This is a genomic window from Nonomuraea sp. NPDC048882, assembly GCF_040649755.1.
Classification (GTDB): Bacteria; Actinomycetota; Actinomycetes; order Streptosporangiales; family Streptosporangiaceae; genus Nonomuraea; species Nonomuraea maheshkhaliensis.
On the sequence record NZ_JBEZGB010000025.1, the window covers coordinates 96006 to 122728 of the forward strand.

Consider the following 26723-nt stretch of genomic DNA (forward strand, 5'->3'; position numbering starts at 1 on the left):
CCATGGACGCCCAAGGGTGGCCGAAGACGATGGACGCCCAAGGAAGGCCGAAGACGATGGACGCCCACGGATGGCCGTTCCTGATCGGCCGCGGGCACCGCGCCGGTTACCGCACCCTCCTGGCGCCCGCGCCGCTCCTCGCCGTCGGCGACCACACTGTGCTCGCCGACCACGTCGAGCCCGGCGCTGCGCCCGACCGGCCCGGCGTCATCGAGCTGAAAACCCCCTCCGGGCGGCCGATCAGCGTCGTCCACGCCACCCACCAGGTCTCCGCGGCCGACCTCGGCCAGACCGACGCCCCCAGGGACGAGCACGGCCGCCCGCTGCACCTCCTCTACGGATTCGTCTGCCCCCGCGCCCGCACCATCAGACCCGACGAAGCCGACCTCCGCACGGCGTTGATCACCGCCCTGGCCGTCTATCGGACGTTCCTGGCGAACGAGAACGGCTTCGCCACCGAAGCGGCGAAGCCGTTCCCGCTGCGATCCGCCCTCGACACGACCACCCCCGGGCGGCATCGGGCCGTGGCCCGCATCGCGGTGGCGGCGGCCCTGCTCGCCGTGCTGCTTCTGGCTCTGCGGTGGGTGGGCCTTCCGGACGACCCCGCGCCGTCCGGGCCCGTCCCCACCGGGATTCCGTCGCCAGGGCCGTGCACGACCGGAAGCGCTGAACCGGCCGCCCGGAATTTCCATCTGCTCACAGCAGATCCGCCCCAGGCGGATCGCGTCGACTTCGGGTCTGAGCGCCTCACATGATGGACACATGAGCGAAGAATCAAAACTTCCCCTGTTCAACGCGCGGGTGCGACGCGAACTCTACGAGCAGCGAGTTCTCGTTCTCGACGGCCCGCTCGACGACGACAACGGGACCCTGCTGGCCACGCAGATGATGGCGCTCGCCACGCATGACACGTCGGCCGACATCGCTTTGTGGATTCATTCCCCGGGCGGTTCCGTTCCCTCGATGCTGGCGATCCGTGACGTCATGCGCATCATTCCCTGTGACGTTTCCACCCTCGTGCTGGGAATCGCCTACAGCGCCGGGCAATTCCTGCTGTCATCGGGGGCCAAGGGAAAGCGTCGTGCCCTGCCGCACGCACGCGTTCTGATGCACCAGGGGTCGGCGGGCATCGGCGGCACCGCGGTCGACATCGAGTTGCAGGCCGGTGACCTGCGGCATACGCGTGACACCGTGCTCGGCCTGATCGCCGAGGACACGGGCCAGCCGGTCGAGCGCATCTTCGAGGATTCGCTGCACGACCGCTGGTACACGGCGCAGGAGGCGCTCGACTACGGCTTCATCGACGCGATCGTGCAGACCTTCGACGAAATAGCGCCGCAGCATCGCCCCCGTCCCGGATTCGGCGTCACCGAAGGAGTAGGCCAGTGAGCACCTATACGATCCCGAACGTCATCGCGCAGAATCCGCGCGGCGAGCGCGTGATGGACGTTTATTCGCACCTGCTCACCGAGCGCATCGTCTATCTGGGCACCGCGATCGACGCCGGTGTGGCGAATGCGCTCATCGCGCAGCTGATTTTCCTGGAGTCGGACAACCCCGACGCGGAAATTCAGTTCTACATCAACTGCGAAGGCGGGGATCCGAGCGCGATGCTCGCGATTTACGACACCATGCGGCACATCCGGCCGCGCGTTTCCACGACGTGCGTCGGACAGGCCGTCGCGGTGGGTGCCGTGCTGCTCGCCGCGGGCGCCGAGGGGAAACGGGCCGCCCTTCCGCACGCGCGGGTCATCCTGCACCAGCCGGCCGCCCAGGGGCGGGGCGCGATCCCCGATCTCATCCTGCAGGCCGACGAGGTCGTCCGCGTACGGGCCGACATCGAGCGCATCCTGTCACGGCACACCGGTCAGAGCATCGAGACCCTGCGCGCCGACACCGACCACGATCGGGTGTTCACCGCGACCGCGGCCATGGAGTACGGGCTCCTCGACCAGATCATCGAGGAGCACTCGTAAGCCCGCGCGCCACCCCGGCCGGTCGCGTCACGCCGCCAGGGCGTACGCGACCGAGCCGGCGGCGGTAAGCGGTCGAGCAGGCCGAGCCGGTCGTGCTACGCCGCCAGGGCGTACGCGGCGGCCGAGCAGGTGGCGCCCCTCGACGTGCTGTGCTGGGCGGAGCGCAGGTTGTCGGCGACGGCGAGGGTCAGATCGATCAGGGTCACGTCCAGCGCGCCGGCGACCGCGGCGATCATCTCGCTCGACGGCTCCTTGAGGCCTCGCTCCATCTCGGAGAGATATTGCGGCGAGACCCCGGCGCGGCTCGCCGTCTCGCTCAGCTTCTCGCCCCGCTCGTGACGGAGGCCACGCAGGCACTCACCGAGCACGTGCCGCCACAGCGGCTCGCCGACCGGCGACGGCGTGGGGACGGTCCTGTCGATGGCTGGGCGCAGCGGCGGGATGGTGGAGGCCATAATTCACCATAGACAGGCGGGGCGTTCGCGTGCCGCCTGCTTCGCGTAGAGCGGAACGCCCCCCGCCTCCTTCCCCCTGCCGCGAGCCTCTGCCCACGCCTCCTCCGCCCGGCCGCGAGCCAATGTCCCGGCCTCCTCCGGTCGACCTCCTTCGCCTGGTCGCGACCCTCCTCGGGTCCACGCCCGCTCGTATCGCCGACGCCGGACGGCCGGATGATCGACATCCCGCCAGCAGTAGCTACGTTTGCGTGTCTATCTAACGCCCGCTATGGTCGCGTAGATACGTAAAAGTTGCTAAAGGAAGCCCGACACACCATGTCTCAGATCGTCTGGAGCACTCGCGCGGAGACCGAACAGGACGTTCCGGCGATCCGCGAGATCCTGCTGGCGGCGTTCCCCACCGCGCTGGAGGCCGACCTCGTCGACGCCCTGCGCAAGGATCCCGCCTGGATCCCGGCCCTGTCCATCGTCGCCACGACCGCCGAAGGACCCGCCGGATACGCCCTGCTCACCCGCTGCCACGTCGGTGACGCGCCCGCTCTCGCCCTGGCCCCCTGCGCAGTGCTGTCCCGCCACCAGCGGCAGGGCGCCGGCTCGGCCGCGATCCGCGCCGGGCTGTCCGCCGCCCGCGACCTGGGTGAGAACCTCGTCCTGGTGCTCGGCCACCCCGCGTACTATCCGCGGTTCGGCTTCACGCCCGCCTCCGCCTACGGCATCCGTCCCCCGTTCGAGGTCCCCGACGAGGCGATGATGGCGCTCACCCTGGACCCGGCGGCCCCGGCGCCGGACGGCGGCTCCATCGTCTACCCCGCCCCGTTCGGCGTCTGACCGCGACCTCGGGCCGCAGGCGGACGCCGTCCGTGCTGTCCCACGGCTCCTCGGTGACGGTCACCGTCATGCCGCTCTTCCTTCCTCGGTACGGGCCTCGGCACGGGCCTTGGCCAGCCTGCGTTCCCGCACCGTGCACGCGAGGCGGACGACCACCGAGCGGACGGCTTCGGCGGGGCGGTTCGACGGCACGAACAGTTGCTGCTTCACCCGGGCGAGGTGCTGGTGCCTGACGACGGACGGGCGCAGCCGTGACTCCCAGGCGGTCAGTGCGGCGCCGAGATCGCCGGGGCTCGCCCGCAGTTCACGGCCGAGCTCGGCGCCGCCGCGGAGGGCGAACGTGGCGCCCATGCCCGAGTAGAGGTTCAGGCACCACGCCGCGTCGCCCACGAGCACCACCCTTCCCCGGCTCCACCTGGGCATCTTCACCTGGTGCACCGAGTCGAACAGGAAGTCGGGCGTCTCCTCCAGCGAGTCCAGGGCGTGCCGCACCACCGGGTCGTCCATGTCGGAGAACGCGGCGCGCAGCCGTTCGATCCTGGATCCGGTGAACTCTCCTTCGACGTCCTCGGTCCGGTAGGTCAGCAGGGCGGTCGGTGGCCGGTCGGCGAACCCGAACACCCACGCCCCACGGCCGGCCCGGGCGCTGATGATGCTGTCCGCCCCCTCGAACGACGGCACCTGTTCCCTGAGCTGGAACGCGCAGATCATCGCGTTCCACCCGGTCAGGTAGTTCTCGGGCGGGCCGAAGACCATGCGGCGCACGTTCGACCGCATGCCGTCGGCGCCGACGACCAGGTCGAAGCGCTCGCGCCGCCACACGCCGGCTTCTTCGAGCAGGACGCGGACGTCTGCGCCGGTGTCGTCGATCTCCACGGGTTTCATGGCGAAGTGCACCGGGATGGGGTCGTCCGTTCCGATCCCGCTGATGCCCTCCCAGAGTGCGGCCTCGATGTCGCCCCGGACCACCGCCGCCGGGTCGCCGGGCTGGTGCAGGAACCCCAGGCCAGGCTCAAGGTTCCCGCGCCGGTTCAGCGACCACGCCTTTCCGCCGCCGGGCGGGTTGCGGGTGTGCAGGTGGTCGCGGATGCCGAGGTCGGCGGCGGCCTGTCGGCCTTCGGGCATGAGACCGACGAAATAGCCGCCCCTCCGGCGTTCCGGAGCCTTCTCCACGATGACCGGGTGCCAGCCGGCCTGCCGCAGCCCGATCGCCGCGGACATGCCGGCGATGCCGAGCCCGACCACCAACGCGCGTTTCCGCATGATGTTCGTTCCTCTCTTCAGTGGTCAGCCGGGGACGACGACGGCGCGGGTGCGCCCCTGGTGCGCCCAGGCCGCGCCGACGCGGCTGAGCGGGTAGGTCGTGTACGACGCGTCGAAGGTGCCGTCGGCGAACCGGGTGATCATCTCGGGGAACTCGGCGATCATCTCGGCCTTGGAGACCGAGCCCATTCCGCTGCCGGTGATCCGGATCCGGCGGCTGCGCAGGAGTGCCGCGGGCAGTGCCGCCTCGGTCCCGGCGAGTGAGCCGATCTGGACGTACGACGTCGCCGCGCTCTCGTCGTCCGGGCGGACACTGCTCAGCGCGGTGAAGACGGCCTCGGCCACGGGGCCCCACACGAAGTCGAGGATGAGCGAGGGCTGCGCCTCAGCGAGGGTGGCGGCGAGTGCGGTCTTCATGGTGTTGGGCGCCGGGTCCGCGAGCGGGACGGTGACGGCGCCGAGGTCGCTCAGTCGTTCCAGCGCCTCGCGGTCGCGTCCGGCCGCGACGACCTGCTTCGCCCCGAGCGCCAGCGCGGCCCGTACGGCCAGGCTGCCCGACATGCCGGTCGCGCCGAGCACCAGCACGGTGCCGAGCTCGCCCGCCTCCCTGCGGTGGGCGACCAGCGGCATCCAGCCCGCCGAGGCGGGGTTCATACCGGCGGCGACCGCGAGCGGGTCGGCTCCGGCGGGCAGGTCCACCTCGAACGGGGTGACCATCGTTTCGGCCATCGTGCCCCAGGGCGACCGGGCCAGGCCCGTGTAGACCAGCCGCCCGTCCTGGGTCTTGGCCACGGCGTCCACGCCGGGGACCAGGGGGAACGCCTTGCCGCTGTGGTAGTGGCGGCCGGTGGCCATGCCTCGGACGACGTGGTGCAGCCCGACGCCCACGAGGCTCAGCGGGGGGCGGCCCGGCTGTGGTTCCGGGGCGGGGAAGTCCGCGCAGACGGGTGTCGCATCGGCGGAGTTGACGACGGCAGCACGCATGAAACGCTCCTGAACTAAGTTCAATTCGGACGTCACCAACCGTGCCTGAACTTTGTTAAGGTGTCAACTGTGGCGAAGGGCATCACTCGGGAGCGGATCGTGGCGGCGGCCCTCGACCTGCTGAACGACAAGGGCATGGACGCGCTCACCGTCCGCGCGCTCGCGTCCCGGCTCGGCGTGGGAGCCCCGGCGCTCTACTGGCACGTCCGCAACAAGCAGGAACTGCTCGACGAGATGAGCACGTTCGTCATGCGCCGCGTCACCGGCGCCCTCTCCGAGATCGCGCCCGGCGCGGGCTGGCGTGACGACGTGGCCGCCTACGGCCGCGTCCTGCGCTCCGAATACCTGCGGCACCGCGACGGGGCGCGCATCTTCAGCGGCACCCGCTTCTCCGACCCCGACGTGGTGAAGGCGAAGGAACGCTGGCTCGAACGCCTGACGGGGGCCGGGTTCTCGCTGGCTGAGGCGGACGACACCCTCGACCTGGTCACCGCGTTCGTGGTCGGCTTCGTGATCGAGGAGCAGGAACGCGGCCAGTCAGGCGGAGGCGACCCGGACCGCTACTCGCTCGCCGAGCGGGACGCGTGGCTGGGGGAAGGCGCCGAGCTGGTCAAGGCGGCGGGGCATCTGCGCGACGACGGGGACCAGAGGTTCGAACGGCAACTCGGCGTCGTCCTCGACGGGCTGGCGGCCCGGCTGCCCTGACGGTTCGTCCGTGCTGGTGGCCGGGCCGCGGTGACGGCCCGGCCCTTGCGTCACTTGCTGTGGCGGAGCGCCGCGCGTACGGCGGTGTAGATGACGATCCAGAGCACAGCCACGGGGATGATGAAGGCGAAGACCAGTTCCGGGACACCGATGTTGGGCATGTCCGCACCATAGGGAGGCCGGATCAAGAAGCGCTTGACGATCACTTGCGGGCGCGGGAAGGCCGAAGGTTCCCGGTGGTGACAGCCGCCGGAGTTGGTGGGACTGTGAAAGGCAAGGTGACCTGCTGGAGGAGATCGTGGCACACGCTGAGCTGAACACGGACGTGGTCCTCGCCGCCATCCGCGACAACGGATTCGCCGCTTACGACGTCCTGGTCAAGCAATACCCGTCCGACGCGGTGATCACGGAGTTCACGCGGGCGGCCAGGGAGGGGTTCACCACCTTCGGCGTGGCGGTGCACCTGGCGTCGCTGACGGACAAGGGGAGCAAGCGGCTCGACTCCCTCTGATGACCTCTGCGCGGCTCAGCTCAGGAGAGCTGGTTTCGGAGTGAATGCTCGCACCGAGTCCCTCTCGAAATGGGGGACGATGTCCACTGGGTCGCTCAGGACGTCGGCCCACGCGCTCGATCCGGAGACGTGGATCGCTCATGGGCAACAGTGTGACCCCGGCGCGAGGGGCTGAACAGCTCACGCCGGGGGCCGTTCACGTGCCGGCTCGTCAGGCCGCTCCGGTGCGGAGTTTCTCCTTCGGGACGACCTGGCGCACGATGCTGGGGCTCGACCAGTGGAGCTGGGCGATGGCGTCGAAGCCGCCGTCGTAGAACTCCATCCTGATGTCGTGCGCCCCCGCCGTCAGGGCGATCTGCCCGGTGTCCTCCCGCTTGGAGTGGTCGGTCCAGTTGTCCACGAGCAGCGTCCCGTCCACCCAGAGGCGGACGCCGTCGTCGCTGGTGGTGATGAAGGTGTACGTCTCGGCGCGGTCGGCGATCACCTTGCCCGTCCACCGCACGCTGAACGTGTCCGGCTCCAGGGCCGGGTCAGGGGAGGCGGACCCCCAGTCGAAGTCGACGTTGGGGTCGACGCGGGTCACCTTGGGGTTGGTCAGGTCGGCGTTGTCGAAGTAGGTGGCGTTCAGGCCCTCCTCCTCGACGACCAGGGTCGTGACCGAGGCGGCGGGCAGGGTGAGCGTGGTGGCGCCGCCCGCGACGGTGGCGGAGCCGGCGCGGTGCGGGGCCCACGCGTCGGAGGTGCTGCGCCAGACGGCGGCCGTGGCGGCGGTCAGGCCGGTGAACGACAGCGTGGTGGGCAGCGGCTCGTCGCCGACGTTGACCAGGACGATGTTCTTGGCCGCGTCGGAGGCGAACACGTGCAGCGCGTCGTCGTCGGACGTCGCCGTCACCATCGTGGCGCCGAACGGCCGGAACAGTTCTTCGCCGGTGAACATGCCGATGCCGTGGTAGATGGGCAGCGGCTCGTTGCGCGGCACTCCGCCCTCGCCGTCGGTGCTGGTCAGGCCGAGCTGGCCGTTCTTGTCGCCGTACTGGTAGGCGGCCGCCCCCGCGTGCAGGATCTGGCCGAGCGCCGCCGCGCCCCACAGCGTGTTGAAGTGCGTCAGCGTACGGTGGCCGTCGTCGTCCTGCCAGTCGGAGTTGAACTCGCCGATCTGCAGGTCGATCTCGTGGCCGAGGATCGACCTGGCGAGCGCGGCCACCTCCTTCAGGTCGGTCTCGTACTGGCGGATGACCGGGCCGAGCAGCTGCTCGTCGGTGACGGCGTCGTTGCCGCTGCCGTAGTCGTGGTAGTCGAGGAAGTCGACGCGGTCACCCGACACGGTGAGGAACGTACGCAGATAGTCGAGCTTGTTCGACGACGTGGCGGGGCCGCCGAGCCGCACAGCCGGGTCCTTCGCGCGCAGGGCGTCGGCGATCAGGTTGAAGCGCCTGCTGTACTCGGCGGCCGGGATCTCCGGCTTGCCCGGCACGCAGCTGCAGTCGGTCTCGTTCCCCACGATGAATCGCCGCACCGGGTCGCCCGTGGCCGCGAAGTGCTCGTAGAGCGCGACCGCGTCGTCCCGGTTGACCTCGGCGCTCTGGCGGGCGTCCACCGGCAGGATGATGACCGGCTCGGCGCCCAGGTCGCGGATGGCGGTGATCCAGGCGTCGCCGGTGATCTTGGTGTCGCAGAAGAAGCCGCCGCAGACGATCGGGCTGTCGTGGTCGCCGGGCACCTCGTAGTGCAGCTCGATGCGCATCCGGCCGGGGCCGAGCCTGCGGATGAGCTCTCGGTGCCGGGCGTCGTTGGTGATGTACGACTGGTTGCCGTACCCCGTGATGCCGATGCCGTAGTCGGTGGCGGACAGCGTACGGACCGGCCTGGTGAAGTCGACCGAGACGGACGCCGGCGCGGCGGCCCGCTCCTGGGCGTAGGCCGGGGAGGTCGCGACGGCGACGGCCAAACCGCCTGCGAGGACGGCGCGCAGCAGGCGGCCGGCTAAAGCGATCATCGTGCTCCCATCGCAGATTCGAGATATTGGATGATCATGGCATAGAGATCGTTACGGGGTGGTTACCTGGGCGTGGAGGGGGTGGACGGCGGGGTCAGGTGGGGAAGGTCAGGTAGGCGTGGGGGCGGAGGTGGTCCGGTGCGGTGGGGTCCGGGGTGACGCGGATGCGGGTGTGGGAGGTGGCCGGGTCCGGGGGATGGGGTAGGTGGTTCAGCCGCAGGTGGGTGACCTTGGCGAGGAGGCCGTCCAGGGTGGCCTCCGCGATCAGGTGGTTGACGTGGATCAGGTACGCCTCGATCGGGAGCGCCGTCACGGGGATGTCCAGGTGGGCCGTCGTGGGTGTGGCGGGTTGGTTCGGTAAGCGGATCTGCTGGGTTCGCGGGGCGGGGAGGGCGTGCGGGCCGCGGAACGGGCGCAGCAGGCGGCGGAGTCCTTCGCGGGACGACAGCGGAGCGGGGGCGTACCAGGCGATGGAGCCGTCGGGGGAGAGGTGGTCGAAGGGGTGGCGGGTGGCCAGGTTGGCGGGGTCGCCGGCCAGGAAGATCGTTCTGGTGAAGGCGGCGTACCAAGGGGCGCTTCGCGACTGGGGGAGGGCGGAGGCGAAGGCGTGCGCGGACGTGATGAAAGTGGCGGGGTCGAAGGTGCGCAGGACCGCGATCACGCCGGTGTCCTGGGCCGGGGCCGGGGGGTCGTCGAGTGTTGTGCGGAGGGATCTGGCGTGGCGGACGCGGGCGAGTCTCGCGTCGAGGTGGGTGCGCAGCAGGTGCTGTTCGGGGGCGGGTGTGGTCATAGGCCGGCTGTCCTGGCGATCTCGGCGGCCACCTCGTGGGCGGGGCGGTGGCCGACGACGATGCGGTGGACCCTGGTCGAGGTGAACGCCTTTAGAGCCTCGTCGTAGCCGTCGCGGATGAGGGGGAGCAGGTCGGCGCGTTCGTGGGGTTCCGGGCGGCGGTCGCGGGCCTGGACGCGGCGGGCGGCCTCGGCGGGGTCGAGGTCGAGCAGGATCGCCACGTCGGGGGGTGACACGGCGTATCGGGTGGTGAGTTCGGTCATCAGGGCTGCTGAGGGCAGGTCCAGGAGGGCGATCAGTTCGGTGGCCAGGGTGTCGAGGCGGGGGACGCGGCCGCGGTGGCGCGGGGCGAGGGTGCGGCACCAGCCCAGGGTGGCCTGGACGGCTGGGGTGGGCAGCCGGGTGAGTTGCTCGCGCAGGGTGTCGGCGCGGTCCGGGATGGGGAACCGGTCGTGTTGGGCGGGCGTGCCGTTCGGGGTGGGGGTCTGTGGGTTCGGGGTGATTGTCGTGGTGATGGCGTTTCGGTAGAGCGGCAGGTAGACGAGCGTGTCGATGAGGGGGTGGCGTTCGGTGATGAGCGCGGCTGCCGGGCGGGCAGTGAAGAAGCGCTCGGCCACGCCGTACGTGCACATCTGCAGGTAGAGGACGGCGAGCTTGAGATCGGGGCTGCCGAGGTGGTCGGCGGCCGAGGACAGGGTGTCGAGGTGCCGGGACAGCTCGTGCAGCGGGCCGCCGGGGTTCTCGTGCGGGCGCAGGCAGGACAGGACGACGTGGGGGCGGTCGGCGGAGGAGCGCTGGGCGAGTAGACGGGCGCAGGTGCTCTTGCCTGAGCCGTCGACACCGAGCAGCGCGACCCGGACCGGACCCGCGGCAGGCGCCGGGGCCGGGGCCGGTGGCATGCTCGCGGCGGGTGGCGGGGTGGGCGGTGTGGTCCGGGCCGGCGCAGGGTTCCCCCGGGTCGGGATGGCGGTGCGTGCTGGGGCATGGTCAGGGGTCATGGGTGCTCCGCGGCGGCGTCCTCGATGGCGATCAGGCGTAGGGTCGTGGCCGCGACGCGGGGCAGGAACGGCAGCTCCCGCTGCGTGTGCACCATCGCGTACAGCAGCAGCCGGGTCACGGCGAAGTCCCACAACGCGAGCCGATGACCCTCGCGCCAGACCCGACGCTCTTGCCCGTGGCCCACGGCCTTGCGGTGCAGGTCGAGGAGGGCGGTGACCTGCGACTCGCCGGCGTCGGGGGGAAGGACGAAGGCCAGCAGCTCCGCCAGGTCCCGCTGGGGCACGTGCAGCGTGGCGAGCTCCCAGTCATAGGCCACCAGGGAGAGGGCCGACCCCGTGCGGCGCAGGGCCAGGTTGCGGGGGTTGAAGTCGTGGTGGACGAGGGTGCGGGGCAACTGCTCCAGCCGGCGCCACCACTGCGGGATCTCCTCGATGATCCGGCCGAGCCGGTCCGCCCCGGCGGCGGGCAGGAGTTCGGGATGTTCGGACGCGGCGTGCTCCAGCAGCGCCGACCACAGCTCACGCATGGACGTCATGCGCTCGGCGCTCTGCACCGGCGCCAGCCAGGTGCGCAGCTCGTCGTCGCGGCCGAGGAAGGCGGCGTGCACGGCGGCGATCCCGCGTACGGCCGCCTTGAGGTCGGCGGGGCGCCACCGTTCGGGGTGGTCCGCGCTGTCCAGGTGCAGCACGTCAGGGCCGAGGCGTTCCATGGCGATGACGTACGCCTCGCGCCCGGCGTCCTCGTGCACCCCGTACGCCCGCGGCAGCACCGCCCGCAACGCCGGCTCGGGATGACGGTAGACGGCGAGCTCACGCGTGTGCAGGCCCGTGAAGCCGGTCCAGTCGCGCCAGCGCGGATACAGGTCGGCCACCCGGCCCCCGCACAGCGAGGCGAGCTTGGCGGCCTCGATGACGACCTCCTGGTCGAGCGGCTTGACCTTGAGCACCAGGTCCGTCTCGCCGTCGCCGCCGTCCCACTTCCAGGCCGCGCGAACCGGGAGGATCCCCGTGACCTTGCGGCGTTCCGATCGGGAGGTGAGCTCCGTGATGAGGCTCGATCCCGGGTCCTGGTCGAGCCAGACGACGTCGGTGACCTCCAGGCCGGGCGCCTCCAGGGCGCGGGCCAGCATCGGGCTCAGCATGGGGGCACCGAGGTCGTCGCGGCCGAGCCAGTTCACCCGCCGGCTCCGGCCGAGCCGCTCGTGCGCGTCGGCGAACTGGCCGCCGGCCACCGCCGCCATCGTGGACAGGTTGAGCGCGAGCGCGAACCCGCAGATGATCTCCGCGAACCGGGCGGCGTGGCCTTCACCGCGGCAGCCGAGCACGTCCAGATAATCGCTCTGGCGCACGAGCCTGGTGCCACCCCCGACCACGCCGGTGACCAGGCTCGGCAGGACGAGCGTGGCGCGCAGGTCGCCTTCCGACACGTCCACGGAGAACAGGCCGGTGCCGGACTCGTACACGCTGGCGATGTCCTGGCCGGTGGCGACGAAGATGGCCGCGATGACGTTCGCCGCGTCGATGTCGTGACCCGCCATGCCGGCCTGCTGGCCGGCCAGCACGCTGTGCCGGTAGAGCCGGTCCACCGCCTCCGGCGTGCTCTTCAGCACGCGCCGCAGGGTCTCGCGGTCCAGGACGCACTCGGCGGCGACCCGGGTGCCGCGCCCTGAGATCATGTTCAGGTGGGTGAACTTCTTGTCGCCGCTCAGGTTCGCCTCGATCGCGAACCAGGTCGGCGCGAGCCCCGGCATGACGGCCAGCCGGTCGTTGATCCATTGGCAGGCCCGCCAGGTGGCCGCCGTGGTCATGTTCTGGCCGCCAGCGTCGGCGGTCTCGTACACGAACCGCACGTGTACGGCCCGGCCGAGCTGCACGGGATCGACCGCCGTCAGCCGCGAGTGGGCCGACACCTCGGCCACCCGCCGGTCCAGGTCGGCCTTGCGGGTGACGATCCAGCGGGCGAACTCGGCCGCCGCGCCCAGCCCGGCGAACTCGAACACCGGCGCCCTGGTCATCCGCTGCGAGATGACCTGGCTGGTCACCCCGCCCGCCAGCGTGATCGCCTTCGCGCCGCGCGCGACCGAGGCGACCAGGGCGCCCTCGGTGGTGGCCAGCGGCGCCGTCACCATGCCCTGGGCGTGGCGGCCGGTGAACAGCAGCGGCCCCGCCAGGCCGACGGGGACCTCGACCACGCCGACGTAGTTCTCCAGGTTGCCCGGGAGTGTGCGCGGGTCGATGGTCGAGTGCTCCAGGGCGGGCAGTGCGGCCTTCGTGGTGGTTCGTAACCAGGCCAGCAAGTCCCGGCGGGCGCGTTCGGTGTACTGGCCGCGCCCCGGCAGGGTCGGGTACGGCGTCTCGCGCAGCGGCCCGGCCTGGGGCTCGGCGGTCAACGTCGTCCTCCAGCGAACGAGAGCACGCGCTGCCACGCGGCCGGATCGTCCCTGAACACCCGGTCCTTGACTCTGGTGGGCCGTTCGCCCTCCTCGACCCGGCGCCGCCACTCCCGCCAGAACGCCTCCACCGGCACCGCGTGTACCAGCGGCGCGGCCAGGGCTCCCGAGCGGCGGGCGGCGGCGTAGCCGGGCTCCTCGCGGCACAGGGCCTGGTCGAGGGTGTCGCGGAACGGAGTGAGGTCCGCCGGCGGGGCGGCGAAGGCCACGGCCGCCTCGTGCCGGGGCAGGCCGGCGAAGGCGGCGGCTTCGGGTTGGGGCGGGCCGGCGGAGGTGTCGGCCGTCTGGTGTCCAGGCGGGCCGGCGTTCGGGCGCGCTCGGTACATCACCTGCTGGACGGGCAGGCCGGTCGTCTCGCCGGCCGCCGCGACCGCGCGTAGCACGTGTGACTCGCGGACGCGCTCGCCCGCCTCGGAGACCCGGCCGTCGCGGCAGGAGTACTCGACGATCGGCGTCGCCCCGGCGAACCCCACCACCCGCACGATGTCGCGCACCGCGCACCGGTACAGGCCGCCGACGTGCGAGACCACGACGTGGTACTCCTCGCCCTCCTGGAGCTCGTGCGGCTCCAGGGTGTCGCTCCACGGCTCGATCCGGTCGCCGGCCGGGATGAACTCGTACAGGCAGCCGGAGACCATCAGCGCCCCGCCCGACGATCGCCCGGCCAGGGGGACGGCCAGCGGCCCCTCCGACGAGCCGATCGGCGCGGGACGGATCCGCAGCCCCGCACCGTACTCCTCGCGCAGCGCCGGCAGGTAGAGCCGGGACACGTAGGTGTTCCAGGTCAGGAGGAGCTCCAGCCTGGGCCAGAGATCGGCGGGGCGCAGTGTGCCGCGGCGGGCGGCGACGCGTTCCAGCTCGGCCGCCCGGCCGGGGGCGGGCGGACGCAGCGGTATGCCGCCGACCGTTCCGTTCCTGATCTCCTCGACCATGCGGGGCCACCACTCGCGGAGCTGGTGGGGGAGTGCCGCCGCGATGGCCGGGTTGACGGCGATGATCCCCCGTACGTCGTGCTCGGCCGCCATCCGCAGCCGCAGGTAGGCGCGTTCCCACGGGCCGGCGCCGCCCAGCTCGGCCGGGAGCCGGCTCCAGGGCGCGCGGTTGCCGAGGCCGACGGCGAGGTCCTCGCCCGCCTTGGCGAAGTCGAGCTGACTCGGGCCGAGGTGCGGCCGGCCGTCGCTGGTCCGGCCCGTGGGCGAGTGGGGGTCCTGCCACAGGTTGAGCACCGCGTCATCGCGGGCGGGCAGATCCGGATGATGCCGTACGAGCTGTGCGAAGCCCGCGAAGTAGAACGGCAGGAAGCAGCGGCGCAGGAACCCGGCCGTCACCGGGATGCTCTTCTCCCCGCCGGTCGTGCCGCTGCTGGCGAAGAAGGCCGTGGGCTCCTCGCTGGTCAGCACCTGCCGCTCGCCGGAGTGCACGCGCTCCAGCCAGGGCCGGAACTCCTCGTGCCCGCGGATCGGCGTCGCCCGCCGGTAACCGGCCGCGTCGCGCACCGCGGGCAGGCCGTGCTCGCGGCCGAAGGCGGTGCCGCCGTTCGTGGCGAGCAGCTCGGCCAGCACCGAGGACTGGGCGGCGCGCGGGTCGTCCAGCGAGGCCAGGGCCTTGCCGCTCTCCAGCAGGACCCGCCGCCGGTACGCTTCCGCGCGCACGGCCGCGGCTCCGGCGTCCCCCGTGGCGTTCCCGGCGGAGGAGGCGAAGGAACGTTCGGTGGTCATGGCCCTCCTGGTGATCGTTCGTGGGTGGTCGGTGGTCGGTCGATGCGCGTCACAGGTAGACCTGCTTGAGCAGGTCCGATGAGGGTCGCCGGGCGAACAGGCCGTCGGTGAGGCGGTAGGGGTCGATCCAGCCCCCCGGAGCGGCGAATCCACCCAGGTACGCCAGCAGATCGTCCCCGTCGCCGGCCCCGCCGGCCTCGTCCAGCATTCGGGCGGCCCGTCTCATGGCGCGGCGCAGCAGGTCGGGGCGGAACGGTTCGGCGGCTGTGCGTTTGAGCATCGCGATGAAGTACAGGCGCATCCCCAGGCGGTACACGGCCGGGTCGAACTCCCGCAGGCACAGCTCCGCCAGCCGGCCGAGGGAGTGCCCGTCCCATCCGCCGTACCGGCTGGAGCGGGCGGCGCGCCCGATCGGCACCCGTCCCAGCGGCAGCCGCGACGGCCGCGCCCCCAGCTCGCCCAGTACCCGCGCGAGCAGCGCGTAGTCGTGGGCCAGGTCGTCGTCATAGACGAGCAGCGCCTGGCCGCCCTCGGCCAGGCGGGGGAGCAGGTCCCGCAGGATGACCAGGAGGTAGTTGGCGTGCCCGTCGGCGCCGATCACCGGGCGCAGCGGCATGCCCCAGCGGGTGCCGTCCAGATAGGCGGGGCCGCCGTGCCCGCGGTGGTCCACGCACAGGTGCCGCCGTACCAGCAGCTCGACGGTCTCGTCGATCGAGGCGGCGGCGGGCCGGTCGGCGGTCAGGCCGGGGTCGTGCACGCCGAGCAGGCCGAGCTGCCGCTGCCAGTCGCGGGTGGCGGCGAGCGTGGACGGGTGCACCCAGCCCTCCCGCTCGACGCGCTCGGTGTAGTGGCGCAGGCGGTCCATCGGGCGGGCGTCGCCTGAGGCGTGGAAGCGTACGTAGAGGTGACCGAGGTCCTCGACGGACAGCGTGTCGTGGTCGAGGTCCGGATGCCGGCGGTCGAGATGGTCCCAGAACTGGATCGTCTGGCCGGTCAGGTTCGCGGCGCGCGGGTTCCAGTAGTACTCGAGGTCGCGGACCAGCCGGGTGCTCCGGAAGAGCGTGTCCACCCAGAGGAAGCCCTTGACGTGCGTGGGCAGCAAGGGCTTGGTGGCGGTGATGGTGACGGGTGCGAGCAGCAGCCGCCGGGAAGGACCACGCACGCGCGCTCCTCTACGACTACGACGCGGCGGGCTTCGGGAGCGCCCGGTCGATCCCGGACCATAGACGTTCGGCGCCGCCATGAGCCACCGCGCGAGCACGCCCTTGCGCAAAACACCGCCCCGGACGTAATGACGTTTCCGTCAATACGCCCGCGCTTTCGAGCGTCCGGCCGCCGCATTACGCCCGTGACTCCGGCCGTCGCATTGCGGCCGCGTTTTCGCGTGTCCAACCGCCGCATTACCGCGGCGTTTTCCGGCGTTCAACTGCCGCGCCGCCTCAGTTGAACGGCGGGTGGGTGTTCAACAGGCCCGCACCTTGCCGCGGAAAGCACCGCCCCGTCATTCTTTCATCGCCGGCGCCTGAAGTGCGGGACCCCGATCACCCGGTAACTCGTCCGATTCTCACGGTCCGCCGCTGTGCCATGCGCGAGACCTGCGCAGCACACCCGTGCGCCCCGGGCCGGTTCACGATGTCGGTTCTCTCGGAGGGAGCGCGTTGATGGCTGAAGAGCAGCTGTTCCTGAAGTCCAAGGTCATTGTCGAACCGCTGGTGGACAGGTTCTTCGCCTGGCCGCACACGATCGCGCCGGTGCAGGCGGCGCTGAACCTGGCCCGGCTCCAGGTGCCGTTGCTGGAGTCGTACCTGCAGTCGCCGCAGGTGCACGTGGCGGCCAGCAACAACCCCGAGCTGCGCGGCGGCTACTTCATCAACATCCCGGAGAGCCGCGTCGACGAGGTACGCGACCTGCTCGACACCATCAAGCGCGACCGCGCCGGCATGCTGCGCTTCGCCGACGCCGTCATGGCCGGGCAGGAGATCCTGCGCGCGAGCGCCACCGGGTTCGACCTGACCCCGCTCTACCCGAAGCTGCCCGCCGAGCTCGCCGGCCTGGTCGAGCTGGCCTACGACACCGACAACCAGGCGCAACTGCGCTTCATGGAGCCGCTCGTCTACAAGAGCGACGCCTACACCGAGGCCCGCCAGTCGGTGCAATTGTCGTTCGAGACCGGCATCGAGCGTCCCTTCATCCTCAGCACCCCGCGGCTGCCGTCCCCGGACGTCCTCGAACTGGCCATCCCCTTCCGCCACCCCGGCCTGGAGGAGCTGTTCAAGGCCCGGGTGCGGCCGACGACCCTGAGTCACCTGCGCGAGGCGCTGGAGCTGGACGACGCCCAGGCGGCCCGGCTGTCCGGCATGCTCAGCGACCGGCCCAGCCTGTCGCCCGACCGGCACATCGAGTCCGGCGGCCGGATCCGCTACTTCGGCCACGCCTGCCTGGTGCTCCAGACGCCCGAGGCCGCCATCGTGACGGACCCGTTCATCAGCGCGGACAGCACCGCCGACGACCGCTACACCCTGGACGACCTGCCCGACTACATCGACCTCGTGCTCATCACGCACGGCCACCAGGACCACATCGTCCTGGAGACGCTGCTGCAGCTCCGCGGCCGGGTCGGCGCCGTCGTCGTCCCGCGCTCCTCGCGCGGCAACCTGTGCGACCCGTCGATGGCGCTGATGCTCAGCCACCAGGGTTTCCCCGTGCTTGAGGTGGACGACTTCGACGAGATCCCCTTCCCCGGCGGCAAGGTGACGGCCACGCCGTTCCTCGGCGAGCACTGCGACCTGGACATTCGCGCCAAGTCGACCTACTGGGCCGAACTGGCGGGCAAGAACGTCTTCATCGGCGCCGACTCCTCCGGCATCGACCCCGCCCTGTACCGCTACATCAAGGGCCACCTGGGCACGGCCGACTACGCCTTCCTCGGCATGGAGTGCGACGGCGCCCCGCTGACCTGGCTCTACCAGGCGCTGCTGACCATCCCGATCCCCAAGAAGATGAGCGACTCGCGCAAGCTGTCGGGCTCGAACGCCGAGCAGGCCGGGGCGATCATGACCGAGCTGGGGGCCAAGGAGGGCTACATCTACGCCATGGGCGAGGAGGCCTGGCTCGGCCACGTCATGGCCACCACGTACAACGAGGACACCTACCAGATCAAGCAGATCAACGAGTTCCTCGCATGGTGCTCCGACCGTGGCATCAAGGCCGGCCACCTGTTCAAGCAGCAGGAATGGCGCTGGTAGCCAGCAGGCTGCCGGCCCACCCCCCATTGACGACGTGGCCATCGGTTCTCCAGGAGGTATGCCATGGCTGTGCAAGACATCTCGTACGTCGAGCTGTTCACGCAGGACAAGATCTCAGCCGTCGACTATTTCGTCACAGCCATGGGCTTCACCCGGGTCGCCGATTCCGTGGAGGTCGATCGGAGCTCCGTGCTGCTGCGGCAGGGCGGCGTGCAACTGGTCGTCACCTCCGGCCGCGGGATCTGGAGGTTCCTCGACACCTATGGTGACGGCATCGCCGACATCGGCATGACCTGTGACGACGTCACCGCCACCGAAGCCGCCGCGGTCGCGGCCGGCGCCGGGCCCGTCATGACCGTACGCGGCAACACGGTCGTCCCCGGCTTCGGCGGCGTCACCCACACCCTGCACCCGCAGGCGGACGAGCCCTCGGCCGTGCCGCCCGCCGGCCGCAATTGGGTCCCCACCCCGGACGGCCCCGCGGGCGCGGAAGGCCACATCGAACTGCTCGACCACGTGGCCGTCTGCGTCGAGGGGGGCAGGCTCGGCGAGTACGCCGACTACTACCGCGACGCCTTCGGCTTCTCCCGCTACTCCTCCGAGTACGTCGACACGGGCGGCCAGGCGATGGACTCGATCGTCGTGCGCAGCGCGTCGGAGCGGGTCACGTTCACGCTGGTCGCGCCGGACCCGGGCAAGGACGGCGGGCAGCTCGACGCGTTCCTCGAACGCAACGGCGGCCCCGGCGTGCAGCACCTGGCCTTCCTCGTCCGGGACATCATCACGGCCGTGCGCGACTGCCGCGAGCGCGGCGTGGAGTTCCTGACCACGCCCGCCTCCTACTACGACGCGCTCGCCGACCGCCTCCAGGAGGGCCCGTTCACGCTCGCCGACCTCAGGCAGGCGCATGTGCTGGCCGACCACGACGAGTGGGGGCAGCTCCTGCAGCTCTTCAGCCGCTCGCCCTACGAGCGCAACACGCTGTTCTACGAGCTCATCCAGCGTCTGGGCTCGCGCGGGTTCGGCAGCTCCAACATCCGCGCGCTGTACGAGGCCGTCCAGCGTGACCGGCTGAGCGCGGGATGACCGGCCACGGCCGGGCCGGGCCGGTCACCCTCGCCGACTACGCGGAACTGGCGCGGGCGCGGCTCGGCCCGGCCGTCTGGGACTTCGTGGAGGGCGGCGCCGGCGCCGAGCGCACCCTCGCCGCCAACCTCGCGGCCTTCGAGCACGTACGGCTGCGCCCCCGTGTCCTGACCGGCCTCGGCCTGCCCCACACCAAGACCGAGGTCCTCGGCCGGGTGTGGGACGCGCCGATCGGCGTCGCGCCCATGGCCTACCACACGCTCGCCGACCCCGAGGGGGAGGTCGCCACGGCCCGCGCCGGGGCGCCGCTCGTGGTGAGCACCTTCGCCGGGCGCACGTTCGAGGACATCGCCGCGGCCGCCTCAGCGCCACTGTGGCTGCAGGTGTACTGCTTCCGCGACCGTACGACGACGCGGCGGCTGGTCGAACGGGCGGAGGCGGCCGGCTTCGAGGCGCTGGTGCTGACCGCCGACGCGCCCCGGCTGGGGCGCCGGGTGCGCGACCTGCGCAACGGCTTCCTGCTGCCGTCCGGTGTGGCACCGGCCAACCTGACCGGCACCGGTTTCTCCTCGCCCGGCGGGCACGCGGCGGCCGAGTTCGACGCCGCGCTGGACTGGTCGGTCGTCGCCTGGCTGCGCTCGATCAGCTCGCTGCCCGTGCTGGTCAAGGGGGTGCTGACCGCCTCGGACGCGGTCCTGGCGAGGGAGGCGGGGGCCGGCGGCGTCGTGGTGTCCAACCACGGCGGGCGGCAGCTCGACGGCGCGCCGGCCACGTTCGACGTGCTGCCGGAGATCGCGGCGGCGCTGCGCGGGAGCTGCACCGTGCTTGTCGACGGCGGGGTGCGCCGTGGCGCCGACGTCCTGGCCTGCCTGGCCCTGGGCGCGGACGCCGTCCTGCTCGGGCGGCCCGTGCTGCACGGGCTGGCCGCGGGCGGGAGCGACGGCGTGGCCGGAGTGCTCGGCATCGTCATCGACGAGCTGGCGGAGGCCATGCTCCTCACCGGCGTCCCGGCCCCTCGCGACGCAGGCCCGGCCCTGCTCACCGCCGCGTCCCCGGCCGCGGCGGCGTCCGAGCTCCCGGCCGCTGTGACGACGACCGCGCCGGCGCCTTCCGAGCCTGTGGCGGGTGGTGTCACGCTGCGCAGGCACGACCTGCACGGCAGCCTGAACGATCCGCTGCTCGACACCATGAACTTCCTCAACGAGATCACGCACCGCTACCCGGACGCGCTCTCGTTCGCCCCCGGTCGCCCCCACGACGGCTTCTTCGACACCGAGGACGTCTTCACCCACCTGCGCCGCTACGTCGAGCACCTGGAGCGGGGCGGCGCCACGCCCGCCGAGGTCCGCTCCGCCCTCTACCAGTACGGCCCCACCAACGGCCAGATCCGCGAGCTGGTCGCCGCCTCGCTGCGCGCGGACGAGGGCATCGACGTGCCGCCCGCGTCCATCGTCGTGACCGTCGGCGCGCAGGAGGCGATGCTGCTCGCGCTCCGCGCCCTCATCAGGGGCCCCGAGGACGTGCTGCTGGTCTCCAGCCCCTGCTACGTCGGCATCACCGGCGCGGCCCGGCTGCTCGACGTCGCCACGGCCGTGGTCGAGGAGGGGGCGGAGGGGCTGCGCTGCGCCGACGTGGAGGCGGTCATCCTGGCCGAACGGGCCCGCGGCCGCCGTCCTCGCGCCTTCTACGTGGTGCCCGACCACTCCAACCCGTCCGGCGCCACCATGCCACTCGGCACCCGCGAGGAGCTGCTGCGCGTGTGCGCCCGGCACGACGTGCTGCTGCTGGAGGACAGCCCGTACCGAATGGTCAGCCCCGGCCCTCAGTTGCCCACGCTCAAGGCGCTCGACCGTGAGCGCCGCGTGGTACAGCTCGGCTCGTTCTCCAAGACGCTCTTCCCCGGCGCGCGCGTCGGCTACGCCGTGGCCGACCAGCCGGTCGAGGGCGGCGGGCTGCTGGCCGACGAGCTGTCCAAGATCAAGAGCATGGTGACGGTGAACACCTCCGCCGTGAGCCAGGCGGTCGTGGCCGGGATGCTGCTCGCCGCTCGGGGACGTACGTCGGAGCTCAACACCGGCCCGGCCGCCCACTACGGCGAGGCGATGCGGGTCACGCTGCGCGAGCTCGCCGCCTGCTTCCCCGACGCGGAGCAGCTCAGCGTGAGCTGGAACGAGCCCACAGGAGGTTTCTTTCTGACCCTGCGGGTCCCGTTCGCGGCCGGCAACGAGGCCCTGGTCCGGTCGGCGGAGGAGTTCGGGGTCATCTGGACGCCGATGTCGTACTTCTATCCGCAGGGCGGTGGTGACCACGCCATCCGGCTGTCCGTCAGCTACCTGCCCGCCTCCCTCATCCCTGAGGGCTGCGCCCGCCTGAGCCGCTTCGTCCGGGCCCAGGCCGGATGATCAGTTCTTGTCCAGGAACTCGATGATCGCGGCGTTCACCGCGTCGGGGCGTTCCAGATTGCCCAGGTGGCCGCAGCCGGGCAGCTCCACCAGGTCGCAGTCGGGGATGGCGTCGGCCACCTCGGCCACCAGGTGCGGCGGGCAGATCAGGTCGTCGGCGAAGGCGATGGCCCGGCACGGCACAGTGACGCCGCGCAGGGCGGCCCGCCGGTCGCCGACCGTGTCCACGCCGAGCTGGCCCGCCGACTCGCGCCCCGCGCCCGTGGTCAGCTCGAAGATCTCCAGCCAGCCGGAGGCGGCCGCGTCGTCGTTCAGCGTCGCGGGGGACAACATCTCCAGGACCGTGCGCATGGCCTCGTACCTGGGAGGAAGCTCGACGCCGCTCTCCCGCAGCGCCCGGTCGGCCCGTGTCAGCGCCCGCCTGGTCACATCGGAGCGCGACCGCGTCGCGATCAGCACCGCCGAGCGCACCAGCTCGGGGCACTCCAGGGCCAGCTCCTGCGCGATCATGGCGCCCATCGAGGTACCGACCACGCGGCACGGCCCGATGTCCAGGGCCTGGATCAGCCCCTTGGTGTCGGCCACCAGGTCCGCCAGCGTGTAGTCACCGGGAGGCGCGCTCGACGGCGCGATGCCCCGGTTGTCGAACACGATCGTCTCGTATCCGGCGGCGTTCAGCGCCGGCGTCTGGTGCATGGTCCACACGTGGCCCGCGGCGTTCGAGCCCATGATGAGCAGGACCGGGTCACCGCTGCCCGAACGCTGGTAGCTGAGCTGGATCCCGTTGGTGCTCACGAACGGCATGTCGCCCACCATGGCACGCGCCGCTCGGGCCCGTCGAACACCCGTCCAACTGGCGCGCCGCCGCACTTGAACGACCTCGCCCGGGCGGGGACACGACCCGCATACTCGCCCGGGATGTGGCCGACCATGAGCCGCGGAGATGAGGTCTTCTTCATGAGTGCGCACAACGACTGGAAGCCGGCCGAGGTCCGGCCCGACGGCCCCGAGCGGGGCGCGGAGGGGCTGCGCCGCGCGCTGGCGGCGGCGGGGGACTTCGGTGACCTGCTCACCAGGGCCAAGGTCGTGGTCTTCCGCGACTTCGAGGTGGGCGAGCAGGAGCTGGACGAGGTCATGGGCCTGCTGCTGCCGAACCGGCTGGCGTACACGCACGGCACGTCGCCGCGGACCAAGGTGGCCGCGGGGAACGTCTACACCTCCACCGAGTACCCGAGCGAGCAGACCATCGCGATGCACAACGAGCTGTCCTACAGCCACAAGTGGCCCAGCCGGCTGCTGTTCTACTGCGCCACGACCCCGGGCTCCGGCGGCGCCACGCCCGTCGTGGACGGCACGCTCTGGCTCGCGTCGCTCGACGAGAAGGTACGGGACGCCTTCGCCGGCGGCATCCGCTACGCGCAGAATCTGCACGACGGGTTCGGCCTGGGCCGCAGCTGGAAGCAGACGTTCGAGACCGACGACAGGAAGCAGGTCGAGGCGTTCCTCGACGAGGGACAATTCACCTGGAACTGGACGTCCGACGGTGGCCTGCGCATGGTGAGCCCCGTCCGGCCCGCCTGGATCAGGCACCCGGTCACCGGCGAGGAGGTCTGGTTCAACCAGGCCGACCACTTCCACCCGGCCGCGCTCGGCGACGACATCGCCCGCGAGCTGGCCCAGATCCTGCCGCCCGAGGAGCTGCCGCAGTCGGTGACGCTCGCCGACGGCAGCCCCATCCCTGACGAGTACGTCCTGCACGTGCACGATCGGGGGCTGGAGCTGGCCGTGGACGTCGACTGGAAGCAGGGCGACCTCATGGTCATCGACAACGTCGCCGTCGGGCACGGCCGCCGCCCCTATACCGGTGACCGCCGCGTCCTGGTCGCCATGTCGGACTGAGCCGTCCCCTAAGAGTTGCCGGCGCCTGCTTCAGCCGGCCCGCTTCAGCACCACGGGCAGCCGCCCGGGCCCGTTGACCACGATCGAGTCCAGCAGCTCGGGCTCGCCGTCCGCCTCGACGCGCACCTCCCGGCCGAGCAGCTCGCCGTACAGCAGCCGCAGCTCGGCCCTGGCCAGCACGCTGCCGAGGCAGAAGTGCTCGCCGAAGCCCAGCGCCAGGTGCCGGTTCGGCTGCCGCCGCACGTCGAACACGTCCGGGTCGTCGAAGACGCGTTCGTCCCTGTTGGCCGACGGCAGCCAGAACACCACCTTGTCGCCGGCCTCGATGGTCCGGCCGTGGATCTCGACCGGCCGGACCGCGGTGCGCATGATGTGCGTCGCGGTGGACGTCCACCGCAGCACCTCCTCCACCGCGGACGGCAGCAGGTCCCGGTCCGTCGCGAGCGCCTGCCACTGGCCGGGGCGCTCAAGGAAGGCGAGCATGCCGCCCGCCGCCGCGATGCGCGTGTTCTCGGTGCCGCCCACCAGCAGGTTGTCGCAGTTGAGGATGACGTCGTCCGGGCTGAGCCGCTCGCCGTCCACCTCCGCCGTGGCCAGCACGCTCACCAGGTCGTCGCCGGGGTTCGCGGCCTTCGCCGCGTGCAAGGTCTCGAAGTAGCCGAGGATCTCCAGGTGGGCGAACCTGCGGGTGAGCGGGTCGCCGCCGCCGAACGCCTGGCTGGTCAGCTCGTACAGGCGCTCCCAGTCCGTCTCGGGGACGCCCATCATCTGGCAGATCACGTACAGCGGGACCCGGGCCGCGACGTCGGCCACGAAGTCGACGTTCCCGCGGTCGAGCGCCCGGTCCACCACGCCGCGGGTGATCTCGCGCAGCTCCGGCTCAAGCGCCCGGATCGAGCGGACCGCGAACCACTCGTCCACCAGCGCCCGCAGCCGGCGGTGCCGCGGCGGATCGGTCAGCGCCAGCGTCCGCCCGCCTCCCGGGTCGGCGCCGTGCTCCTTCGGACGCAGCAGGATGCCCTGCGCGGAGCTGAACGTCTCCGCGTCCCGGTACGCCGTGCGCACGTCGTCATAACGCGTCAGCGACCAGAATCCGGGCAACTCGGCCGGCGGCTGCCAGTGCACCGGCGCGTTCGCACGCAGCCAACGCCATTGCGCGAACGGGTCACCGTGTGAGTAGAGTGCGGGATCCACCAAATCGATATGCGGCGGCGCTGACATTTCCGGCATGCCGGTGCCTCACATTCTTCATCCTTTCCCGCGCCCGGCGGAACGCGGGACGCCTTACCGTGTCAGGGCCTTTCTCGGCCCGTCAAGCGCGCCTTTATCCCTGCTCGCGGGCGTGCAACTGCGGCGGCGGAGCAGTTGAACGCCACCATTGATCCCGAACTCGGCCCTGGGACATAGTGGTCGGCGCGTAAATCCCGCATCAATCGCATTGAAGGCTGGTTTTGCGCTCGCGCCCGTGACCGGATTTCCGGCCGGAGAAGGTTTGGACTCGGCGCCGCCCGTCCAGCAGGCGTGTCGAACGAATTGGGGTGCTCGGGAATGGCTGCAGCTCACGGCGAACTCCACGAACTGATGTCCGGCCAGCTCGCCATGTGGTACGCCCAGCGCTTCGCGCCCGGCAACTGGAGTTTCCGCGTCGCCGAGTACATGGAGATCCACGGCGAGGTGGACCTGGAGCTGCTGGAACGCGCCGCCCGCCGCCGGGCCGACGAGGTCGAGACGTTCCGCCTGCGCTTCCGCGTCGTCGACGGCGTCCCCCTGCAGTACGTGCACGACGCGGCCGACTACCCGGTGCCCGTCGTGGACGTCAGCGCCGAACCCGACCCGCGTGCCGCCGCCGACGCCTGGATGCGCGCCGACCTGCGCCAGGCCGTCGACCTCGACGGCGGCGCGCTGTACGGCAGCGCGCTCATCAAGCTCGCCGACGACCTGACCTACTGGTACACGTGGGTGCACCACTGCGCCATGGACGGCCAGGGCGGCATGCTCATCGCCACCCGCGCCGCCGAGCTCTACACCGCGCTCCTCGAAGGACGCTCCGTCGAGGACGGGGCCATCGCACCCGTGTCGGTGCTGTTCGACGCCGACCGCGCCTACCGCGAGTCCGCCGACCTGGAGCAGGACCGCCGGTACTGGCTCGACCGGCTCGCCGACCTCCCGATCGTGACGGCCGGCGGCTCGAACCGGCTCCGCCGCGCCCAGCACGCCCCGCTCCGGCACACCGACGCCGTCGGCCAGGAGGAGGCCGCCGATCTCAAGGCCGCCGCGCGCCGCCTGCGTACCAGCCTGGCCGGCCTGGCCATCGCCGCCGCCGCCCTCTACCAGCACCGGATGACCGGGGAACGCGACGTCGTCGTCGGCATCCCCGTACGCGCCCGTACCGGCAAGCGCGAGATGACGGTCCCCGGCATGACCTCCAACATCCTGCCGCTGCGCCTCACCGTCGACCCCGGCACCACCACGATCGCCGGCCTGCTCCGCCAGACCTCCCAGGCGATCAGGGAGGGCCTGCGGCACCAGCGCTACCGCTACGAGGACCTGCACACCGACCTGCGGATCGCCGAGGGCGAGCTGTGCGGGCTGCTGGTGAACGTCATGGCGTTCGACTACGACCTGCGCTTCGGCGACTGCGCCGTCACCGCGCACAACCTGTCCACCGGCAGCGTCAACGGGGTGCGGATCGACCTCTACGAGCGGTCGGGGCTGCAGGTCAACGTGGACGTGAACCCGGATCTGCACGACCTGAACGCGGCCGGTGACGTGTCGCGCCGATACCTGAGCGTGCTGCGGTGGCTGGCGACGGCCACCGGCGAGGACCGCGTCGGGGGGCTGGAGATCCTCGACGCCGAGGAACGGCGGCTGGTGGTCGAGGAGTGGAACGACACGGCTGCGGAGGTGCCTGCGGAGTCGTTGGCAGGGTTGTTCGAGGCGCGGGTCGCGCGGTCGCCTGGAGCTGTGGCGGTGGTGGGCGACGGGGTGGAGGTGTCGTTCGCCGAGCTGGACGCGCGGGCGAATCGGCTGGCTCGACTGCTGGCTCGTCGGGGTGTCGGGGTGGGGTCGGTGGTGGGGGTGTGTTTGGAGCGTGGGGTTGATCTGGTCGTCGCGTTGCTGGGGGTGTTGAAGGCGGGGGCGGCCTATCTGCCGGTGGATCCGGAGCTGCCGGCGGATCGGGCGGCGGTGATGGTGGCGGACGCCGGGGCGTGCTGGGTGGTGGCTGGGGCCGGGGCTGACTTCGGTGGTGTGGAGGTGGTGCATCTCGATGACGCGGTGGGTCTGTCGGGTGAGCGGCTGGGGGTGGCTGTTTCGGGGTTGGATGCGGCTTATGTGATGTTCACGTCGGGTTCGACGGGGCGGCCGAAGGGGGTGGTGGTGCCGCATGCGGGTGTGGTGAATCGGCTGGTCTGGATG

22 protein-coding genes are annotated in these 26723 nt (G+C 71.5%); 11 read left to right on the top strand and 11 right to left on the bottom strand.

Going from position 1 to position 26723, the window contains the following annotated elements:
• Positions 1–2 precede the first annotated feature (2 nt).
• From AB0C27_RS50220 to AB0C27_RS50230, 3 genes are read left to right on the top strand one after another with little or no spacing between them, the layout of a single operon-like run.
• Complete coding sequence (locus tag AB0C27_RS50220) at positions 3–755, top strand: hypothetical protein (protein ID WP_357861383.1); 753 nt, start codon at positions 3–5, stop codon at positions 753–755.
• A gap of 7 nt (positions 756–762) precedes the next feature.
• Positions 763–1389, top strand: coding sequence for an ATP-dependent Clp protease proteolytic subunit (locus tag AB0C27_RS50225; protein WP_357861386.1), 627 nt, complete (start codon positions 763–765; stop codon positions 1387–1389).
• Complete coding sequence (locus tag AB0C27_RS50230; protein ID WP_346109961.1) at positions 1386–1976, top strand: ATP-dependent Clp protease proteolytic subunit; 591 nt, start codon at positions 1386–1388, stop codon at positions 1974–1976. The genes AB0C27_RS50225 and AB0C27_RS50230 overlap by 4 nt, the downstream gene beginning before the upstream one ends.
• A gap of 95 nt (positions 1977–2071) precedes the next feature.
• Here AB0C27_RS50230 and AB0C27_RS50235 read toward each other — a convergent pair whose 3' ends face one another.
• On the bottom strand, positions 2072–2431 hold the full coding sequence (locus AB0C27_RS50235) for a helix-turn-helix transcriptional regulator (protein ID WP_357861389.1): 360 nt from the start codon (positions 2429–2431) through the stop codon (positions 2072–2074).
• A gap of 315 nt (positions 2432–2746) precedes the next feature.
• Here AB0C27_RS50235 and AB0C27_RS50240 point away from each other — a divergent pair, with 315 nt between their 5' ends.
• A complete protein-coding gene (locus tag AB0C27_RS50240; RefSeq protein WP_357861392.1) occupies positions 2747–3259 on the top strand; it encodes an N-acetyltransferase in 513 nt (170 codons plus the stop codon).
• 66 nt (positions 3260–3325) lie between these two features.
• On the opposite strand, the gene AB0C27_RS50245 is transcribed toward AB0C27_RS50240, so the two are convergent.
• Entirely contained in the window at positions 3326–4522 is a 1197-nt protein-coding gene (locus tag AB0C27_RS50245) for an FAD-dependent monooxygenase (RefSeq protein WP_357861395.1), read from the bottom strand.
• 24 nt (positions 4523–4546) lie between these two features.
• On the bottom strand, positions 4547–5506 hold the full coding sequence (locus AB0C27_RS50250) for a hypothetical protein (RefSeq protein WP_357861398.1): 960 nt from the start codon (positions 5504–5506) through the stop codon (positions 4547–4549).
• 69 nt (positions 5507–5575) lie between these two features.
• On the opposite strand from AB0C27_RS50250, the gene AB0C27_RS50255 reads away from it, so the two are divergent.
• Together AB0C27_RS50255 and AB0C27_RS50260 are read left to right on the top strand one after the other, a co-directional pair.
• The gene (locus AB0C27_RS50255) at positions 5576–6211 is read left to right on the top strand and encodes a TetR/AcrR family transcriptional regulator C-terminal domain-containing protein (protein ID WP_357861401.1); all 636 of its coding nucleotides are present in this window, start codon (positions 5576–5578) and stop codon (positions 6209–6211) included.
• Positions 6212–6509: 298 nt separating this feature from the next.
• Positions 6510–6722 carry a hypothetical protein gene (locus tag AB0C27_RS50260; protein WP_346109955.1) on the top strand — a complete coding sequence of 71 codons (213 nt, stop codon included), beginning with the start codon at positions 6510–6512 and terminating at the stop codon, positions 6720–6722.
• A 211-nt stretch (positions 6723–6933) separates the two neighbouring features.
• Here the strand turns inward: AB0C27_RS50260 and AB0C27_RS50265 are convergent, their stop codons facing one another.
• The 6 genes from AB0C27_RS50265 to AB0C27_RS50290 form a co-directional block, all read right to left on the bottom strand.
• Complete coding sequence (locus AB0C27_RS50265; RefSeq protein ID WP_357861405.1) at positions 6934–8718, bottom strand: PA14 domain-containing protein; 1785 nt, start codon at positions 8716–8718, stop codon at positions 6934–6936.
• 94 nt (positions 8719–8812) lie between these two features.
• The gene (locus AB0C27_RS50270) at positions 8813–9508 is read right to left on the bottom strand and encodes a DUF6182 family protein (protein WP_357861407.1); all 696 of its coding nucleotides are present in this window, start codon (positions 9506–9508) and stop codon (positions 8813–8815) included.
• On the bottom strand, positions 9505–10407 hold the full coding sequence (locus AB0C27_RS50275; protein ID WP_357861409.1) for a hypothetical protein: 903 nt from the start codon (positions 10405–10407) through the stop codon (positions 9505–9507). The genes AB0C27_RS50270 and AB0C27_RS50275 overlap by 4 nt, the downstream gene beginning before the upstream one ends.
• Positions 10408–10502: 95 nt before the next feature.
• Positions 10503–12896, bottom strand: coding sequence for a hypothetical protein (locus tag AB0C27_RS50280; protein WP_357861411.1), 2394 nt, complete (start codon positions 12894–12896; stop codon positions 10503–10505).
• Positions 12893–14674, bottom strand: a complete 1782-nt coding sequence (locus tag AB0C27_RS50285) for a GH3 auxin-responsive promoter family protein (protein ID WP_357861413.1) — start codon at positions 14672–14674, stop codon at positions 12893–12895. Before AB0C27_RS50285 ends, AB0C27_RS50280 begins: the two co-directional genes overlap by 4 nt.
• 49 nt (positions 14675–14723) lie before the next feature.
• Entirely contained in the window at positions 14724–15836 is a 1113-nt protein-coding gene (locus AB0C27_RS50290) for a hypothetical protein (RefSeq protein WP_357861415.1), read from the bottom strand.
• Positions 15837–16335: 499 nt separating this feature from the next.
• On the opposite strand from AB0C27_RS50290, the gene AB0C27_RS50295 reads away from it, so the two are divergent.
• The 3 genes from AB0C27_RS50295 (at position 16336) to AB0C27_RS50305 (ending at position 21407) form a co-directional block, all read left to right on the top strand.
• Entirely contained in the window at positions 16336–17919 is a 1584-nt protein-coding gene (locus AB0C27_RS50295) for an MBL fold metallo-hydrolase (RefSeq protein WP_357861417.1), read from the top strand.
• Between the two features lie 63 nt (positions 17920–17982).
• On the top strand, positions 17983–19005 hold the full coding sequence (gene hppD, locus AB0C27_RS50300; protein ID WP_357861419.1) for a 4-hydroxyphenylpyruvate dioxygenase: 1023 nt from the start codon (positions 17983–17985) through the stop codon (positions 19003–19005).
• Complete coding sequence (locus AB0C27_RS50305) at positions 19002–21407, top strand: aminotransferase class I/II-fold pyridoxal phosphate-dependent enzyme (protein ID WP_357861421.1); 2406 nt, start codon at positions 19002–19004, stop codon at positions 21405–21407. Before hppD ends, AB0C27_RS50305 begins: the two co-directional genes overlap by 4 nt.
• Here AB0C27_RS50305 and AB0C27_RS50310 read toward each other — a convergent pair whose 3' ends face one another.
• Positions 21408–22211, bottom strand: a complete 804-nt coding sequence (locus AB0C27_RS50310) for an alpha/beta fold hydrolase (protein WP_357861423.1) — start codon at positions 22209–22211, stop codon at positions 21408–21410.
• Positions 22212–22337: 126 nt separating this feature from the next.
• On the opposite strand from AB0C27_RS50310, the gene AB0C27_RS50315 reads away from it, so the two are divergent.
• Complete coding sequence (locus tag AB0C27_RS50315) at positions 22338–23306, top strand: TauD/TfdA family dioxygenase (protein ID WP_357861425.1); 969 nt, start codon at positions 22338–22340, stop codon at positions 23304–23306.
• A 30-nt stretch (positions 23307–23336) separates the two neighbouring features.
• On the opposite strand, the gene AB0C27_RS50320 is transcribed toward AB0C27_RS50315, so the two are convergent.
• On the bottom strand, positions 23337–24500 hold the full coding sequence (locus AB0C27_RS50320; protein WP_357861427.1) for a cytochrome P450: 1164 nt from the start codon (positions 24498–24500) through the stop codon (positions 23337–23339).
• 354 nt (positions 24501–24854) lie between these two features.
• On the opposite strand from AB0C27_RS50320, the gene AB0C27_RS50325 reads away from it, so the two are divergent.
• Positions 24855–26723 (top strand): condensation domain-containing protein (locus AB0C27_RS50325; RefSeq protein WP_357861429.1); only part of this gene is annotated, 1869 nt, incomplete at its 3' end.